We start from the raw sequence: 15,682 nt of genomic DNA on the forward strand, positions 1-15,682 counted from the left end.
AACACGGAACTTGTTGTCCGACATGTCTCTATACTCCGCTATGTCTGCGCTCGGACACCGATTGGCGCCGTTGCTGGAATATAGTGATTGTCTTCCACTGCGAGCTATGTGGATCCTCTCAGCGATTGGCTCGCTACGCTCATTCGTGCGCAATGCTGACTCTAGCGGTGGGCGTTACCTCGACGGCGAAATGCAGTTGTCCGGGATGTCGTTTGAGATGATCGAGCGCGCTCTTAATAGGATATGCATAGTGCTTGGCGCTGTTCGCTGGTGAACTGGAGCAGGATCTCGGATGGGATGCCTGCCAACCGAACACGACCCGGAAGCGTTGCCGGTGCGGGTCTTCAAGTATCGATCACTCGAATCAGGACTTGTGGCTCTCATGATGAAACCAAAGTTTTCCGACCTTATGAACGTCATCGAACGCCATGCCCGGTATGATTACCTGACGCCGATCGACGGGCTCAAAGTGGGTCGAACCGACCAGCCTTCCGAAGTGAGCCATTCCATCTATCAACCCTCCTTCGGACTGGTCGCCCGTGGCGTGAAGGAGTTGATGGTTGGCGAGACCCCATTTCGCTACGCTGCAGCGGAGTCCTTGCTGTGCGCCGCCGACGTCCCGGTCACTTCGCAGGTCACCGAAGCCAGTCCATCCGCCCCCTATCTTGCGATCCATCTCGACATCGATCCGGCCGTCGTCGCTGAGCTTCTCCGCGAACGGTCCGGTCATCGACCAAAGGCGGACGATACTCTGATTGCAGGCAAGTACCCACTCGACCCGGAGCTTTTCGATCCTCTGATTCGATTGCTCTCGCTGCTGGAGCGACCACGCGACATACCGGTCATGGCGCCGCTGATCCGGCGGGAGATCATTTGGAAGCTGTTGCATACCGAACATGGTCCGCTGCTCAGTCAGCTCGCTTTCGCCAATGGCCACGCCACGAGAATCGGGCGGACAACGGCCTGGATCAGAGAGCACTACGCCGCGGCGCTGAGTATCCCGGAGCTCGCCGCGAAAGCGAACATGAGCGTTCCGAGCTTTCACCGGCATTTCAAGGCGGTGACGTCGATGTCGCCGGTCCAGTTCCAAAAGCGTGTACGGCTACAGGAGGCGCGTCGGTATCTTTCCGGGGCCGACACGATCTCGTCCGTGGCCTATGACGTGGGCTATGGAAGCGTGTCGCAGTTCAATCGCGATTATCGTCGCCTCTTCAACCTGACGCCGAGCGACGATGCCGCAGCGCTACGCGCCACTCTCAAGCGTGAGCTTGGCAATGTCCGACAATCCGCCGCCTCGAACTGAGATCCAAAGCGTGGGCGTTCGCCGCTTGTGGTCGCGGCAAACGCGCCGACGCAGCGGGCACCCATCAACGGCCTGCGGGCCTTTTGAGGTAAGTACGATGGTATATCTCAAGCGAGGGCCTACCCTGGTGCATCGGACATACCGATGCCTCATCGCGTGGGCTTGTGGCACTCTTTTGTTCTGCGCAGCCGCATTTGCCGATGCCGCGGCGCAGCCGTCTCAACGCACCATCGACAAATTCCGCTCAGCAAGTGGCGACATCACCGTCAGCCCGGTACGGCAGATGAGCGTGGTGATCGAGGGGCCAGGCGGCGTCATCTATACCGATCCTACCGGGGGCCTTGCCCGATATTCGGACTATCCCGCCCCTGACGTCATCTTGATCTCGCACGAGCATGATGAGCATTTTGATGCGGACACGCTGGCGGCTATCGTTGGCCCCGACACGCAACTAGTCGTGCCGCCTTATGTCATGCAAAGGCTGCCCGTGGGTTTGAGAGGCGCCGCCGTCTCGCTGGCGAATGGTGAAAAGTCCGATTTCGGATCGATCGAGGTGGAAGCGATCCCGGCTTATGGCATCAATGGAAGATCCGAGCGTTGGCATCCTCGCGGGCGGGGAAATGGCTACGTGCTCACCGTCGATGGCCGCAGGATCTATGTCGCTGGTTCAACCGACGCTACGCCCGAGATGCTGCAGCTAAGCGATATCTATCTTGCTCTCTTGCCTCTCTACCCACCCTACGCGTTGGGGCCCGACGCCGCGGTGCGTGCGGTTTTGACCTTAATGCCTGAATTTACCTATATCTATCAATACAGAAGTGTACGCACGCGCAATGAATTCTTGCGAAAGATCGAAAGTGCGTCGACGGAATCAAACATCATCGCACGTAATATAGATTCCTGAGCCCAGTTCATTGCTCATTATTTCATTGTCCTTGAGTGGTAACCCCACTCGGCTGGTGGCGCTCATGCCAGACGGTTAATTCAATAGAGTATCTGACCGATATTTGATTCGATCTGCATATTCATGCATATCAATGGGATTTATTATCGCAATTATCGGTAGATCATAAAGGTGTTGAATTTTTACATTGAGAGAGCATCCCATGCGAAATGAAGACCCAATTGGAATCACCAGGCGAAATATGCTGATCGGTACAGCCACTGGCATTGCGGCAATGGCGGCATCTGCGGGTAACGCCTCTATGCAAGAAATGCCCGGCACCGGTCAAGAGATGAAAGATAGCCGAGTGAATGAGCTGGTTGGCAAACGCGTGCTGGTGACAGGCGCCTCGCGAGGCATCGGTGCCGGCATCGCATTGGCGTTTGCGGATAGGGGAGCGGACGTCGTCATTACCTATTTGCATTCGACCGACAAGGCGGCGGAAGTCGTCCGGGCCATCAAGGCGAGAGGTCGGCGTGGTCTGGCCGTTCAGGCTGACAGTGCTGATCCGGCGGCCGTGCGGCGCTCGGTTGAAGATACGGTCAACGGACTCGGTGGCCTCGACATTCTCGTCAACAATGTCGGCATCTCCCGCTCTGGGCCGCTGGCGGAAATGAGCTTCGCCGATATCGACGCGGTCTTGAACGTCAACGCACGCGCCGCCGCTCTCGCCTCGCAAGCGGCTATCCCGCATCTCAAGCAGGGCGGGCGCATCATCACCGTCGGCTCGTGCCTCGCCGAACGTGTTCCGTATCCCAACCTGACGATCTATTCGATGTCGAAGTCCGCGCTCCTCGCTTTCACCCGAGGCCTTGCTCGTGAGCTCGGGCCTCGAGATATCACCGTGAATCTGGTTCAACCGGGGCCGATCGACACCGACCAGAACCCGGCCGATGGCGAGTGGGCCGAGCCGAATCGCCGCCTGACATCGCTTGGCCGCTACGGCAGTCCGGCCGACATAGCGGCTGCAGTGACATTCCTTGCAAGTCCCTCCGCTCACTTCATGACCGGGTCCGTGGTCACTGTGGACGCTGGCTTCAATGCCTGAACGGGGATACTGGATACGTGCAGTGGGCCCGATCGATATCGGTTCCTGCGATGGTTGCTGGTCACGAGCTCAGCGACAGCGTTGGTTCGTCCGCCGATGACGCATCGAGCTACTGAAGCGGACTACCGCGTCGCAGTAGCTGTATCTAAAGCACTCATCCGCCGGCAGCTACTGCTATGGGTGTGGCGAAGCTCAACCATGTGCAATCCTGCATAACTTCTATTCATGCAGGGCATCGCGCTGCCTCTTACGTTCAGCCCGCGGGATATGAATTCGCCATGGAGATGATGTGTTCAGAAAGAAGATTTGCCATCAATGTCTTGGGCTTATGGACATTGCGCAGCAGATAGACCGGTGTGGATATGGGTGTCGAAAAGCGTAAGACGCGGGACTTTCTGGGATCGTGTAGCCGTGCCGACTCCTCATCGAGGAGGCCTATCCCTGCGCCGGCTTCGACGACCTTGCACATCATCGCACCGAGCGAGATCTCGATCTTGCTGGAAAATCCATAGCCGCGCATCAGCATCATCGCCTCGAAATTACGCTGCAACTCATCTGGCGCACTAAGAGTGATGATGCGGCACTCGTCTAGATCGGAGAAATCGATTTCTCGCTTTGCCGCCAAAGGATGTCCCTTGGGCAGAATGCATACGGCGTTGAGATCAAAAAGCTTGGTTTTTTCGAGATTTGCATCCTCCGATCGCGCTTGGGAAATGCCCAGGTCGAGTTCGCCCCGCGCCACGAGCTGAACCGTTTCCGGTGAACTCCGACTGCGGAAGGCGAGCGTGGCATCGGGGTAGTTACGCATGAATTTGGCCGTCGCCTGCGGCAGCCAGGAAATCGACAGTGCGGGAATGCAGCTGATTTCGAGTCGAGCATGCTCCATCTGCTGCAGGTTGCGGGCGAAGGCTTCGAGATGCGCGTAGCCGTCCGTCATCCGCGAGGCTTCCAGATAGAGCGCCCGGCCTTCATCGGTTGCCTGCAATCCTTTGATGCCTCGCAGGAATAGCTGAACACCTAACTCATTTTCCAATATTTTCAATGACTTGCTCACGGCAGGCTGGGAGAGGTCCAGCTTTTCCGCAGCGGCGGTCACGGAGCCGCATTCGATCACAGCGACGAAAACCTCGAACTGCCGGTAGTTCACAATGCATAACTCCAGGATATGAACGCCATGATTTTATGAGTTGACGTAAAGTTTGGCCGGCGATAACGTTCCTTCAGATCGATGCGCCGAGGTGGGCGCCGCATCCAGAAAACAACAAGCCGTGGAGCAAGGCCACTTGGCCCTGCAAGCGACAGAATATCTACAACTATAACAACAGGATCTTCTATGCAACCGCTTCTTTTTTTTGGATTTTTCGTCAGAAGAATAACTTTGGCGCTGCTCATTGCCACGGCCTTTCCGATTGCCGCACAGGCTGCTCCTGATGGCAGTCTCACCATCGCAGTGGGGGCCGACGCTACGACGTTCCATCCGCATGTCAATTCGCTGCCGGTTGGTAACGCCGTCGACATGTTGGTGTTCGAACAGCTCTTCCGCATGGGCGAAGACAATAGCGTCGTTGCGCAGCTGGCCGAAAGCTGGGGCTGGTCCGAGGATGGGATGACCTTCAGTGTCCAGGTCGAGACCGGGCATGTCTTTTCCAACGGTGATCCACTCGATGCTCAAGCGATTGCCGCCTCCTTCAATCAGTTGCTAGATCCCAATAGCGGGTCGATCTATGCCGGACTTTATGCCTCGCTAGGCCGTGCCGAGGCGCAGGGTGAAGATACGGTCGTTTTCCATTTGAACGAAAAGAACGGCCATATTCTGATGCTGCTGGCCAACAGCGCAGCCGGGATCATCGACGTCAAGGCGAATGCCGAGATGGGCGCGGGCTATGGCCGCAAACCGATTGGATCCGGCCCTTATATCGTCGATGAGTTCATCGGTGGCGAGCGCTTCAGTCTCGTCCCGAACCCTCTATACAAAGGTGACTTCGCCGCGACGCTCGAGAAGATCACTTTCATGTCGGTGCCCGAAGACGGCGCGCGCATGGCGCTGATCGAAACCGGCGAGGTGGATATCGTCGATCGCGTACCCGCGGATTCGATCGAAGCGGTGAACGACTCCGGCTTGGCCAAAGTCATCCTGCCGGACAGCATGTTCTCGATCAGTATGGAACTGATCAATTCCGGGGCGCTTGCGGATCCGAGGGTGCGCGAGGCGTTGAACATATCGATAGATCGCGAGGGTATGATCCAGGGCATTCTCGGTGGCCTGGCGACGCCTTCCGTCGGCATGGTCGGGCCCGGTACGGAGGATGCGTTGCGCGCGACCTTTGCGCCAAAACCCTATGATCCGGCCAGGGCCAGGGAGCTATTGGCCGAGGCGGGCTATGGCCCCGGCAAACCGCTGCCCTTGGTGGTGACCTGTCCGAATGGCCGTTACATCAAGGATTCCCAGGTCTGTCAGGCGCTGGCGGCGCAGTGGCAAGCGATCGGTATCGACGCCAAGCCACAGGTGATGGATCTGTCGAACTGGTCGGCCAATAGTCGTTTGCCTTTGGCCGAACGCAAAGACGATATGACCATGGTCGGCCGCGCCACGGCGGGGATCGATTTCACCTTGTATCGGCTGTTCAAGACCGGGGTGAGCACCAATATCTCGGGCTTCAGCGACCCCGAAGTCGACAGGCTGCTGGCCGAAGGGCGGGCATCCAGTGATGCCGATGCGCAGAAGCGGATCTACGGCGAGATCCAGCAGATCATCTGGGATGCGAATCCCTATGTCTTCCTCTGGTATCAGAAACAGGCGCTGGGAGTCGCGGACCGGGTGAAGAACTTCATCATCCGTCCCGATGAAACCATGGTCTTCGACAATGTGTCGGTATCGGATAGCTGAGAGGAGCGATGAATGTACGTCCTCAGGCGCCTACTCGTCGCGGTCCCCACACTCTTTGCCGTCAGTATCCTGGCATTCTGGTTCGTCGACATGATTCCCGGCGACCCTGCCGCCCAGCTGGCGGGGAACATGGCCTCGGATGAGGAAATCGCGGCCATCCGCGGCCATCTCGGGCTCGATCGCTCGCCGATCGCGCGCTATGGCCTGTTTCTGAAAGGCATCGTCGATCCGGAGATCGCTGTCTCGTATCGCACTAGCCGCCCTGTGGTACAGGAAATCGGCGAGCGTTTGCCGAAAACGCTCATCGTCGCGGTCGGCGGACTGGTTCTAGGGGTAGTGTTCGGCGTCGTCACCGGCGTGATCTGCGCCCTGCGTCAGGGCGGCTGGTTCGACGCCATCGTGACGACCATCACTCTGGCCGGGATTTCGATGCCGATCTATTGGCTCGGTTTGCTGTGCATCTGGCTTTTCGCGGTGGAGCTGCGCTGGTTGCCAGCGGCAGGGGCGACGACGCCCTGGCACTTCGTGCTGCCGGTGGTGGTGGTGGCGACGCGCCCGGCTGCGCTGTTCAGCCGTCTGGTGACCGCCAATCTGCTGGAAGTGATGGGCAAGGATTATCTCGATACCGCGCGTTCCAAAGGGCTGAGCGAAACTCGCGTCATCGTGCGCCATGCGTTGCGCAATTCGCTGGTGGCCGCGGTCAGCGTCGCGGGCGTGCAGTTCGGTGGGATGCTCGGCGGATCCGTGGTGACCGAGACCGTCTTTGGCATCCCTGGACTCGGACGCTTGTTGGTGGAGGCGGTCGGCAGCTCCGACTATCCGGTGATCCAGTATTGCGTGCTGATGTTCGCCGCCGTGTTCATCGTCATCAATCTCGCCGTCGACCTGATCGGCCAATGGCTCGATCCCCGCACGCACGAAAAGTCGGCAGCCACGGGGTATGGACGCCCATGACCGTTCCCATCTCCGAAGATCTCTGTGCAACGCACATGCCGAGGCGTCGCAAACCTTCCTTCCAGCTGCTGCGGCGGCTGCTATCCTCGCCCAAGGGCGCGATCGGTCTCGGTATCGTCACCATCATGGTCTTCATCGCGCTGTTCGGCCCCCTCATCGCGCCGCTCGATCCCTACCAGCAGGATTTCCTCGCCACCCTGAAGGGGCCCTCTGCCGCGCATTGGTTCGGAACGGATCAGCTCGGCCGCGACCAGTTCAGCCGGATCCTGTACGGGGCGCACGCTTCGCTCGGGATCGGCATCGGTGGCGTCGCCGTGGCCTTCCTGTTCGGCGTTCCACTCGGTCTCGCGGCGGCATGGTTTCGCGGCTGGCTCGACCAATGGGTGATGCGCTGCGTCGACATCATGCTCAGCTTTCCCGATATCGTCTTCGCGCTGGCGCTCGTCGCTCTGCTGGGGCCGAGTACGACGAACGTGATCATCGCCGTCGGCGTGGTCTCGATCCCGGTGTTCATCCGCACCGCGCGCGCCGTCGCGCTCAGCACCCTGGCTGAACCTTTCGTCGAGGGCAGCGTAGCGCTTGGCTGTTCTCCATTGCGGGTGATGGCGCGGCATGTGCTGCCCAACATCGCGGGGATTCTGGTGACGCTGTCGAGCCTGCTGTTCGCCTCGACGCTGCTGACGGCTTCGGGGCTGAGCTTCCTCGGGCTCGGCACCCAGCCACCCGAACCCGAATGGGGCGCGATGCTGGGCGAAAGCCGCTCCTATATCCGCAGCCACCCCTACATGGCGACTTTCCCCGGCTTGTTTCTCGCGTTCTCGGCGCTTGGCTTCAATCTGCTCGGCGAGGAGCTTCGCAATATCTACGACCCTACCGCCTCGAAGACGCGGCGTGTGCGTTGGTGGCGCAGGCTTCGGGCGAAACCTGGCCGTGAACGATCAGCAGGCAGCGTTGCCGCGCCGGCGCTGGGGGCGGGGCAGGCGGACGTTCTGGTTCGCGCACGTGATCTGGAGGTGTCCTATCTGACCGATTCAGGTGCGCTGCCCGCCGTACGCGGAGTCAGCTTCACGCTGCGTCGGGGGCGCACGCTGGCGGTCGTCGGCGAATCGGGCTCGGGCAAAAGCACGCTGCTGCGGGCGGTTGGCACCATTTTGCCGCGCGGACAGGCCCGGATCACCGCTGGCATCCTTGCGATCGAAGGCGAAAATGTCGACGCCATGTCGGCCACTCGGCTGCAGCAGCTGCGCCGCAGCCATATTGGCGTAGTGTTCCAGGATGCATCGAGCGCGCTGAATCCGGTCATGACCGTGGGAGCGCAGTTGATCGAAGCGATCCTGTCGGGCAATCCGATGCCCAAAGCGCAGGCCCGCAGCCGTGCGGTGGAACTTCTTACCGCGGTGCAGATCGCGGACCCGAAGCAGCGGCTCGATCAATATCCACATCAGTTTTCGGGTGGGATGAAGCAGCGCATCGTCATCGCCATCGCGCTGGCCCAGGATCCCGATATTCTGCTGGCGGATGAACCGACCTCGGCGCTGGACGTAACGATTCAACAGCAGATCCTCGTGCTGCTGCGTCGAATGCAGTTGGAAAATCGGATGGCGATGATGCTGGTGACCCACGATCTCGGGCTGGTGTCGCGCTACGCCGATGATGTGGCGGTGATCTACGGCGGCCGGATCGTCGAGACCGGTTCGGTCGAGGATGTGTTCCGCCATCCGTTGCATCCCTATACCCAGGCGTTGCGGGCGGCGGCGCCGACGCTGCATGGCGCAGGCGAGGGCAAGCGGCTGATGGCGATCACCGGTGACCCGCCGATGCTCGGGCAGTTCCCGCCGGGATGCAGCTTCGCCCCGCGCTGCAGCCGCGCCCAAGGGCGCGCTCGATGCCAGACCCAGGCCCCCGCAGCGCGCGCCGTCGGCGGTCAGCTGGTTGCTTGCCATTTCGCCGAGGAGCGCTGAGATGCCCTATGGCGATGCCTCGAGCGACGTGATCCTGAGCATACGCGGCCTGTCGGTCGAGTTCACCCTGCCGCGCCCGCTGTTCAGCAAGGCGCCCGGCCGCCGCGTGCAGGCCGTCGACGACGTCAGTTTCGACGTGCCGCGCGGATCTTGCTTCGGCATCGTGGGGGAATCCGGTTCGGGTAAAAGTACGCTGGCGCGTGCGATCACCGGCCTGGTGCAGGTCTCGGCGGGCGAGATCCTGCTGGACCAACAGCCGATCCAGTCGCTGAAGCCGCGTGAAAAGCGCAAGCTCCGGCGGCGAATACAGATGGTGCTGCAGGACCCCCGGGCCTCGCTCGACCCGCGTCAGACGGTCTACGAGGTTCTGCGCGAGGCGCTGATCGTCCACGGTATCGAGCGCAGTCGCGAAGGTCAGCGGCGGCGGATCGCACAGGCGATTCGTCAGGTCGGGCTGAATGTCGCGCATCTAGGGCGCTACTCGAACGAACTTTCAGGCGGGCAACGACAGCGCGTCGCCATCGCGCGGGCAATCATCTGCGAGCCGGAAATCGTGGTTCTGGACGAGCCGGTCAGCGCGCTGGACGTGTCCGTACAGGCGCAGATCATCAACCTTCTGGTTGATTTGCAGGAAACGCTCGGGCTGACCTATCTGTTCATCACCCATGATCTGGCGCTGGTCAGCCGGTTCGCCGATGCGACCGGGGTGATGTATCTGGGCCGGTTCGTCGAGCATGGTCCGACTCGACGGGTGTGCGACGCGCCTGCCCATCCCTATACCGACAGCCTGCTCTCGATCGTGGCGCAAGACGACCCGGAAGCGGCAAGGGCCAACCCCGTGCGCTTGCTCGAAGGCCAGGTGCCCAGTCCGCTTGCGCTTCCTACGGGCTGTGCTTTCCACACCCGTTGCCTCCATGCCCGAACGTTAGCGACGCATACGGACCCGCACAGGCTGGTGATCGCGGACGGGCATCGCTTGCCACGTCTTTGCGTCGAGATGCGCCCACAGGCTGGGCCGCGTGGTGGCACCCGCGCTACGCCCGAAGACTGTCTTTGCCATTTTCCTCTTCGCCGCGCGCCGGCGCAGACATCCGAACCGCAAATGCCGGTGGCAGGCCGGTAATGGAGATCAAAATGACGCAACCGAGATCGATGATGAAGATAGGCATCAACATGGTGCAAAACGGCGGCCATAGTTCTGGCTGGCGCCATCTGGATGCCGACCCCGACATCGCCAATGATTTCGAAGGCTATGCCCGGATCATCAAGATGGCCGAGGATGCCAAGATCCATTTCGTTTTCCTCGCCGATGGCGCGGCGGTGCGCATCCCGCACAGCAATGCCGAAGAGCTTAGCTATCATGGCCATATCGACAGGTTCGAGCCGCTGACGCTATTGGCGGCGCTGGCCGCGATCACGTCGAAGATCGGGCTGATCTGCACGGCATCGACCACCTATAACGAACCCTATACGCTGGCGAGGAAGTACGCCTCACTCGACCATATCAGCCACGGTCGGGCGGGCTGGAATCTGGTGACCGGCTGGAGCGAGGACGAGTCGCTGAACTTCAATCGCGATACGCTGATGGAGCATGCGCAACGCTACGCGAGAGCGAACGAGTTCGTCGATGTGGTCACCGGTCTGTGGGACAGCTTCGACGATGACGCCTTCATTGCAAACAAGGCCAGCGGGCAGTATTTCCGCCCCGAAGGCATGCATGTGCTGAACCACCAGGGTGAGTTCTACAAAGTGCGCGGCCCGCTGAACCTGCGTCGCTCGCCACAGGGGCATCCGGTGATCGCGCAGGCCGGCAGTTCGGTGCCCGGGCGCGACCTCGGAGCGCGGGTCGCGGACATCATCTATACGGGACAGAAGGACCTGCAACTGGCGCAGGAATTCTTCGCGGATATGAAGGCAAGAGTAGCGGCGGCGGGCCGCGACCCGTCCCAGGTGCTGGTGATGCCGGGCCTGATGCCGATCATCGGCGCGACCGAGGCCGAAGCGCAGGCCCGGATGGCGGAGCTCAAGTCCCTCGTCCACCCCGAGGTGGGGATGCAGCTCATTTCCAAGACCTTCGGCGATCTGAGCCATCTTGATCCGGAGGACCCGGTGCCTTTGCCGCTGCCGGAATCGAATGGGGTCAAGAGCGCGCGCGATCAATGGGAGCGCCGCCTGCGGGAAAAACCGATGACGGTGCGTCAGGTCTATGAAGAGATATCCCTCTCCTCAGGGCACTGCGTGGTTTGTGGAACCGTCGAAACCATCGCCGATCACATGCAGCGCTGGTTCGAAAGCGGTGCCTGCGACGGCTGGAACCTGATGGCTCCCTATTTCCCGAGTGGCGCCGAGGACTTCATCACCAAGCTCATCCCGGAACTGAAGCGGCGTGGCATATTCCATCGCGAATATGAAGGAGAGACCTTGCGCGCTAATCTCGGTCTAAACCCGGTTCCCGACCTGAAAAACAAATCGAACGATGGGCGCTCGAAAAGCGATGATCGTATTTCGATGTCGAACTGAGTCCTCTCTACCCGCGCTCTTGCGGGAGAGATTGTCGAAAAGTGTGATGTCTTCGATTCGATATCACAGGTGCGTTTCGCAGTGAAACCGCAGTGCCCGACCTTGTTCCTGCCAGGAAAGGAAAAACCATGGCCCAGACTCGCCAAATAAAGCTCGGATTATCCTGTCGATACCTGGGTTATCACGTCGCCGCCTGGCGTCACCCGGACGTTCCGTCGGGTGGCGCGCTCAGCCTGCAACACTTTCTCAAGGTCGCAAGAAAGGCCGAAGCTGAAAAGATCGACATGATCTTCTTCGCAGACAGCGTAGGTGTACGCGAGGACGACCTGCCGCCTGGTTCCGCCGCCCGCAGCATGAAGAATGCGGAGCTGGAACCAACCACGCTGTTGTCGGCTATCGCCGCTTGCACGCAAAGCATCGGTCTCGTGGCGACCGCATCGACAAGCTACAACGAGCCGTTCAACGTCGCCCGCCGCTATGCCTCGCTCGATCACATCTCCGGGGGGCGGGCCGGCTGGAACGTCGTCACCTCTTGGTCTGAGCAGGAGGCCTGGAATTTCGGCCGTGACCAGCATTTCGATTACGACACGCGCTATGCGATGGCGGATGAATTCGTCGATGTCGTGGCGGGACTGTGGGACAGCTGGGAACCGGACGCCTTCTTGCGGGACAAGCAAAGTGGCCTGTTCTATGACCCGGAGAAGCTGCACATCCTCAATCACCAGGGGCGCTTCTACAGGGTCAGAGGGCCGCTGAACTCGGCGCGCACGCCGCAGGGAAGACCCATCATCGTGCAGGCCGGAGGCTCCGAGCCGGGGCGGGATCTTGGCGCGCGGGCGGCAGACGTCATCTACTCCTCTGCCCATTCGATCGAGAAAGCGCAGGCCTATTATGCCGACATGAAGGCCCGCGTGGCTGCCTATGGTCGCGATCCCTCCGAGCTCCTGATCATGCCCGGCGTGACTTTCTATGTCGGCGAAACGATGGAGCGGGCCAAAGCCAAGCAAGACTTGTTGCAGCAATTGATCGAGCCGCAGGTGGGCCTGTCGATCCTTTACCACCATTTTGGTGACCTGCGCGATTACGATATCGATGGTCCACTGCCGGAGCCCAAGCATGCCAAGGTCAAGTCACTGGCCGACAGTCTTTACCAGATGGCGCAGGAGAATAATCTGACGATCCGGGATGTCTACCTGACGGTGGCGGCGGGAAATTCTGGCTGGACCATCGTGGGGACGCCTGAGTCGATCGTCGACGAACTGCAGAGTTGGTCGGAAAAAAATGCCGCGGATGGATTCAATATCTGCCCCGCGACGCTGCCCAACGGCATGGAAGACGTCGCTGAATTCATCCTGCCGGAGCTGCGTGCGCGCGGCATGTTCCGCACCGAATACGAAGGCCCGACGCTGCGCGAGAACCTCGGATTGGCGCTGCCGGAACTGGGTGACATCGTCTCACGCCATGGCCGCAAGGTCGTATCACTATGAGCATGCCGCGCGGGCGATATCGGGAGTGGGCCGAATGACGACAGTGACCGACAACGTCGTGGAAGGGGACGCCGCCACCTTTCGCGGATTGTGGCGCGGTGTTGGTTCGACCGTGGCGTTGATCGCTACCGAGTGGGAAGGGCAGCGTCATGCCATGCTGGCAACCGCGGTTACTTCGGTGTCGATGGAGCCGCCTTCGCTGCTGATCTGCGTGAACCGTGCAGCTTCGGCCCACGACGCATTGACGCGCAGGGGAGCGTTTTCGCTCGGCATTCTCGGCCACGCAGTGCGCGATCTGGCGGCGGCGATTGGACGCGCCTCGGGGCCTGAGCGGTTTGCGCAAGGGGATTGGCACGGCCTCGCGGCCGCCGGACGGCAGACCGATGGCCTGCCGTGGCTTGGTCAGGCGCAGGCAACGCTTTTTTGCGTGACCGATCAGCGTTTCGATTATGGTACCCATACCGGCCTGATCGCCCGCATCGACCGGGCGATCGGAACCTCGGGCGACGATCCACTGATCTATTGCCAAGGCAGCTACGGGCGGTTTTCCGCAGGGATGTGATCCCGGCGCACGTTCTACAGCATGGAGATACCGTAGGTCGGTACTGCCAAAGGCGATGTGTTCGTCGACAAAGAGGTGATCGGGCCTGACAGCTGGAGCTTTAGCGAGTCATGCAGACATATCACTCTCGCTCGATGGAATGCTCGATCGAGATGGTGGAAAAAGGGTCCAAGAAGCCTTACAAGAGATCATGGCTATGCGGCATGCTCCTCCGGCATTAATTCAACAGATGTGTTGCACATGGAGTCCGCAACCGCCATCCGAGTTTGTCGCAGAGTGGGGGGATCTGAACGCCAAGCGGGAGTCGATGCCGAAGGACGCTGCATGAAAAAGTAACGGCGTCAGGCATCGTCCATGTTGACAGTCCCCAGGCTTTAAAGAACTATAGATACAACATTACGTTCCTTAGGGTAACGTTTCTAAAAACAATAAAGGCGTCACGATCCTTCAATAGGAATGGATATGAAACGAACTCTTGCTTATACCGCCGCGATTGTTCTTGGCCTGGGTGCGGTGCCTGCAGTGGCCGGACCATCGGACAATTCGCTGGTCTGGGCTTCCGACAGCATGCCATCCAGTATCGACTTCTATACCCATACGATTCGTGAGGGTATCGTTCTCGGACACCACATCTGGGACACGCTGATCTATCGCAATAACGACACTAACCAGATCGAACCGCATCTGGCCGAATCTTTCGAGTGGATCGACGACACCACGATAGAATTCAAACTGCGACATGGGGTCAAGTTCCATGACGGCAGCGACTTTACGGCGGATGATGTCGTCGGCACGGTCGAATATGTGACTTCCCACGCGACTGTTCAGTCGATCTTCTTTCTCGAAGGAGCTGAGAAGATCGATGACTATACCGTGCGGTTGAAGACCAAAGGCGTGTTTCCCGCCGTGCTGGAATATCTTGCCAACGTCCTTCCGATCTATCCGTCGGATTATTATGCCGAGGTCGGACCTGAGGGTATGTCGCGCCAGCCCATCGGCACCGGGCCCTATCGCGTGACCGACGTCGTCGCCGGCGAGCGGGTGAAGATGGAAGCCTTCCCCGACTATTTCGGCGGCGTGAAGGGCAAGCCTTCTATCGAAAAGCTGGAATTCCGTCGTATCGCAGAGTTCAACACACAAGCCATCGAGCTGATGACCGGCAACCTGGACTGGATCTGGCGCGTCCCGCCGGATGCGGTACAGCAGTTCGAGGGCCAGTCGCAGCTCAAGGTCGAATCCGGTGACACGCTGCGCATCGGCTTCATCGGCATGGATGCCGCAGGTCGCACCGGTGACACTGCGCTGAAGAATCTCGAGGTGCGCCGTGCGATCAACCATGCCATTAATCGCGACGGCATCCGCGAAGCGATGATCGGCCCTGGTTCGCAGACCATCGACACTGCCTGTGCACCACCTCAGTTCGGCTGCATCGCGACCGAGGTCACCACCTATGACTACGACCCCGCGAAAGCGAGGGAGATGCTGGCCGAAGCGGGCTATCCCGACGGATTTTCGCTCGACTTCTATGGTTATCGCGACCGTCCCGTGGTCGAGGCGATCATCGGCGATCTGGCTGCTGTGGGTATCAGGGCGAACCTGACCATGCTGCAGGCCTCGGCCATCGCGCAGGCTCGGACCGAGGGACGCACGCCGATGTGGTTCCAGGCGTGGGGGTCGTCCTCGATCCTGGATGTCAGTGCGGGACCGGGCTACTGGTATGACGGGTCCTCCGTCGACTATGCCCGCGATGCCGAAACGACGGCGCTGCTTAACGAAGGCAACACCACCATCGATCCCGAAGCCCGCAAGGCCGCTTATGCCAAGGCGCTCGGGCGCATCTCGGATCAGGCGTTCCAGGTGCCGATCTTCACCTATGCACTGAACTACGTTTACGACGGCAAGCTGAATTTCACCCCCGTGCCCGACGAGACGCCACGCTTTTTCGAAGCGAGCTGGAACGAGTGATCCCATGTCCCGCGCCGGTTCCGGCGCGGGACCCTCCCACTATCGGTGATCG

The 15,682-nt window shown here is 60.2% G+C and carries 12 protein-coding genes; 11 read left to right on the forward strand and 1 reads right to left on the reverse strand.

Going from position 1 to position 15,682, the window contains the following annotated elements; genetic code table 11:
* Positions 1-292: 292 nt before the first annotated feature.
* The 3 genes from A5892_RS10510 to A5892_RS10520 all read left to right on the forward strand — a co-directional run bounded on the left by A5892_RS10510 (position 293) and on the right by A5892_RS10520 (position 3,294).
* Complete coding sequence (locus A5892_RS10510) at positions 293-1,303, forward strand: AraC family transcriptional regulator (protein ID WP_223302624.1); 1,011 nt, start codon at positions 293-295, stop codon at positions 1,301-1,303.
* Positions 1,304-1,400: 97 nt separating this feature from the next.
* Positions 1,401-2,207 (forward strand): MBL fold metallo-hydrolase, encoded by an 807-nt coding sequence (locus tag A5892_RS10515; protein ID WP_064122763.1) that lies wholly within the window; start codon positions 1,401-1,403, stop codon positions 2,205-2,207.
* Positions 2,208-2,409: 202 nt separating this feature from the next.
* Positions 2,410-3,294 (forward strand): SDR family NAD(P)-dependent oxidoreductase, encoded by an 885-nt coding sequence (locus A5892_RS10520; protein ID WP_223302625.1) that lies wholly within the window; start codon positions 2,410-2,412, stop codon positions 3,292-3,294.
* Between the two features lie 253 nt (positions 3,295-3,547).
* Here the strand turns inward: A5892_RS10520 and A5892_RS10525 are convergent, their stop codons facing one another.
* Positions 3,548-4,441 carry a LysR family transcriptional regulator gene (locus A5892_RS10525; RefSeq protein WP_064122764.1) on the reverse strand — a complete coding sequence of 298 codons (894 nt, stop codon included), beginning with the start codon at positions 4,439-4,441 and terminating at the stop codon, positions 3,548-3,550.
* A 186-nt stretch (positions 4,442-4,627) separates the two neighbouring features.
* Between A5892_RS10525 and A5892_RS10530 the strand changes: the two genes are divergently transcribed.
* The 8 genes from A5892_RS10530 to A5892_RS10565 all read left to right on the forward strand — a co-directional run bounded on the left by A5892_RS10530 (position 4,628) and on the right by A5892_RS10565 (position 15,630).
* Positions 4,628-6,181 (forward strand): ABC transporter substrate-binding protein, encoded by a 1,554-nt coding sequence (locus tag A5892_RS10530; RefSeq protein WP_190295593.1) that lies wholly within the window; start codon positions 4,628-4,630, stop codon positions 6,179-6,181.
* A 12-nt stretch (positions 6,182-6,193) separates the two neighbouring features.
* On the forward strand, positions 6,194-7,135 hold the full coding sequence (locus tag A5892_RS10535) for an ABC transporter permease (RefSeq protein ID WP_064122766.1): 942 nt from the start codon (positions 6,194-6,196) through the stop codon (positions 7,133-7,135).
* On the forward strand, positions 7,132-9,096 hold the full coding sequence (locus A5892_RS10540; protein WP_190295594.1) for a dipeptide/oligopeptide/nickel ABC transporter permease/ATP-binding protein: 1,965 nt from the start codon (positions 7,132-7,134) through the stop codon (positions 9,094-9,096). The genes A5892_RS10535 and A5892_RS10540 overlap by 4 nt, the downstream gene beginning before the upstream one ends.
* A gap of 1 nt (position 9,097) precedes the next feature.
* Complete coding sequence (locus A5892_RS10545; RefSeq protein WP_064122767.1) at positions 9,098-10,219, forward strand: ABC transporter ATP-binding protein; 1,122 nt, start codon at positions 9,098-9,100, stop codon at positions 10,217-10,219.
* Between the two features lie 32 nt (positions 10,220-10,251).
* A complete protein-coding gene (locus tag A5892_RS10550; RefSeq protein ID WP_223302626.1) occupies positions 10,252-11,616 on the forward strand; it encodes an LLM class flavin-dependent oxidoreductase in 1,365 nt (454 codons plus the stop codon).
* Positions 11,617-11,744: 128 nt separating this feature from the next.
* Positions 11,745-13,103 carry an LLM class flavin-dependent oxidoreductase gene (locus tag A5892_RS10555; protein WP_064122769.1) on the forward strand — a complete coding sequence of 453 codons (1,359 nt, stop codon included), beginning with the start codon at positions 11,745-11,747 and terminating at the stop codon, positions 13,101-13,103.
* A gap of 34 nt (positions 13,104-13,137) precedes the next feature.
* Entirely contained in the window at positions 13,138-13,665 is a 528-nt protein-coding gene (locus A5892_RS10560; RefSeq protein WP_064122770.1) for a flavin reductase family protein, read from the forward strand.
* Positions 13,666-14,127: 462 nt separating this feature from the next.
* Positions 14,128-15,630, forward strand: a complete 1,503-nt coding sequence (locus tag A5892_RS10565) for an ABC transporter substrate-binding protein (RefSeq protein WP_190295595.1) — start codon at positions 14,128-14,130, stop codon at positions 15,628-15,630.
* The last annotated feature ends 52 nt before the right edge of the window (positions 15,631-15,682 follow it).

The organism is Halotalea alkalilenta (assembly GCF_001648175.1).
In the GTDB taxonomy this organism is placed as follows: Bacteria; Pseudomonadota; Gammaproteobacteria; order Pseudomonadales; family Halomonadaceae; genus Halotalea; species Halotalea alkalilenta_A.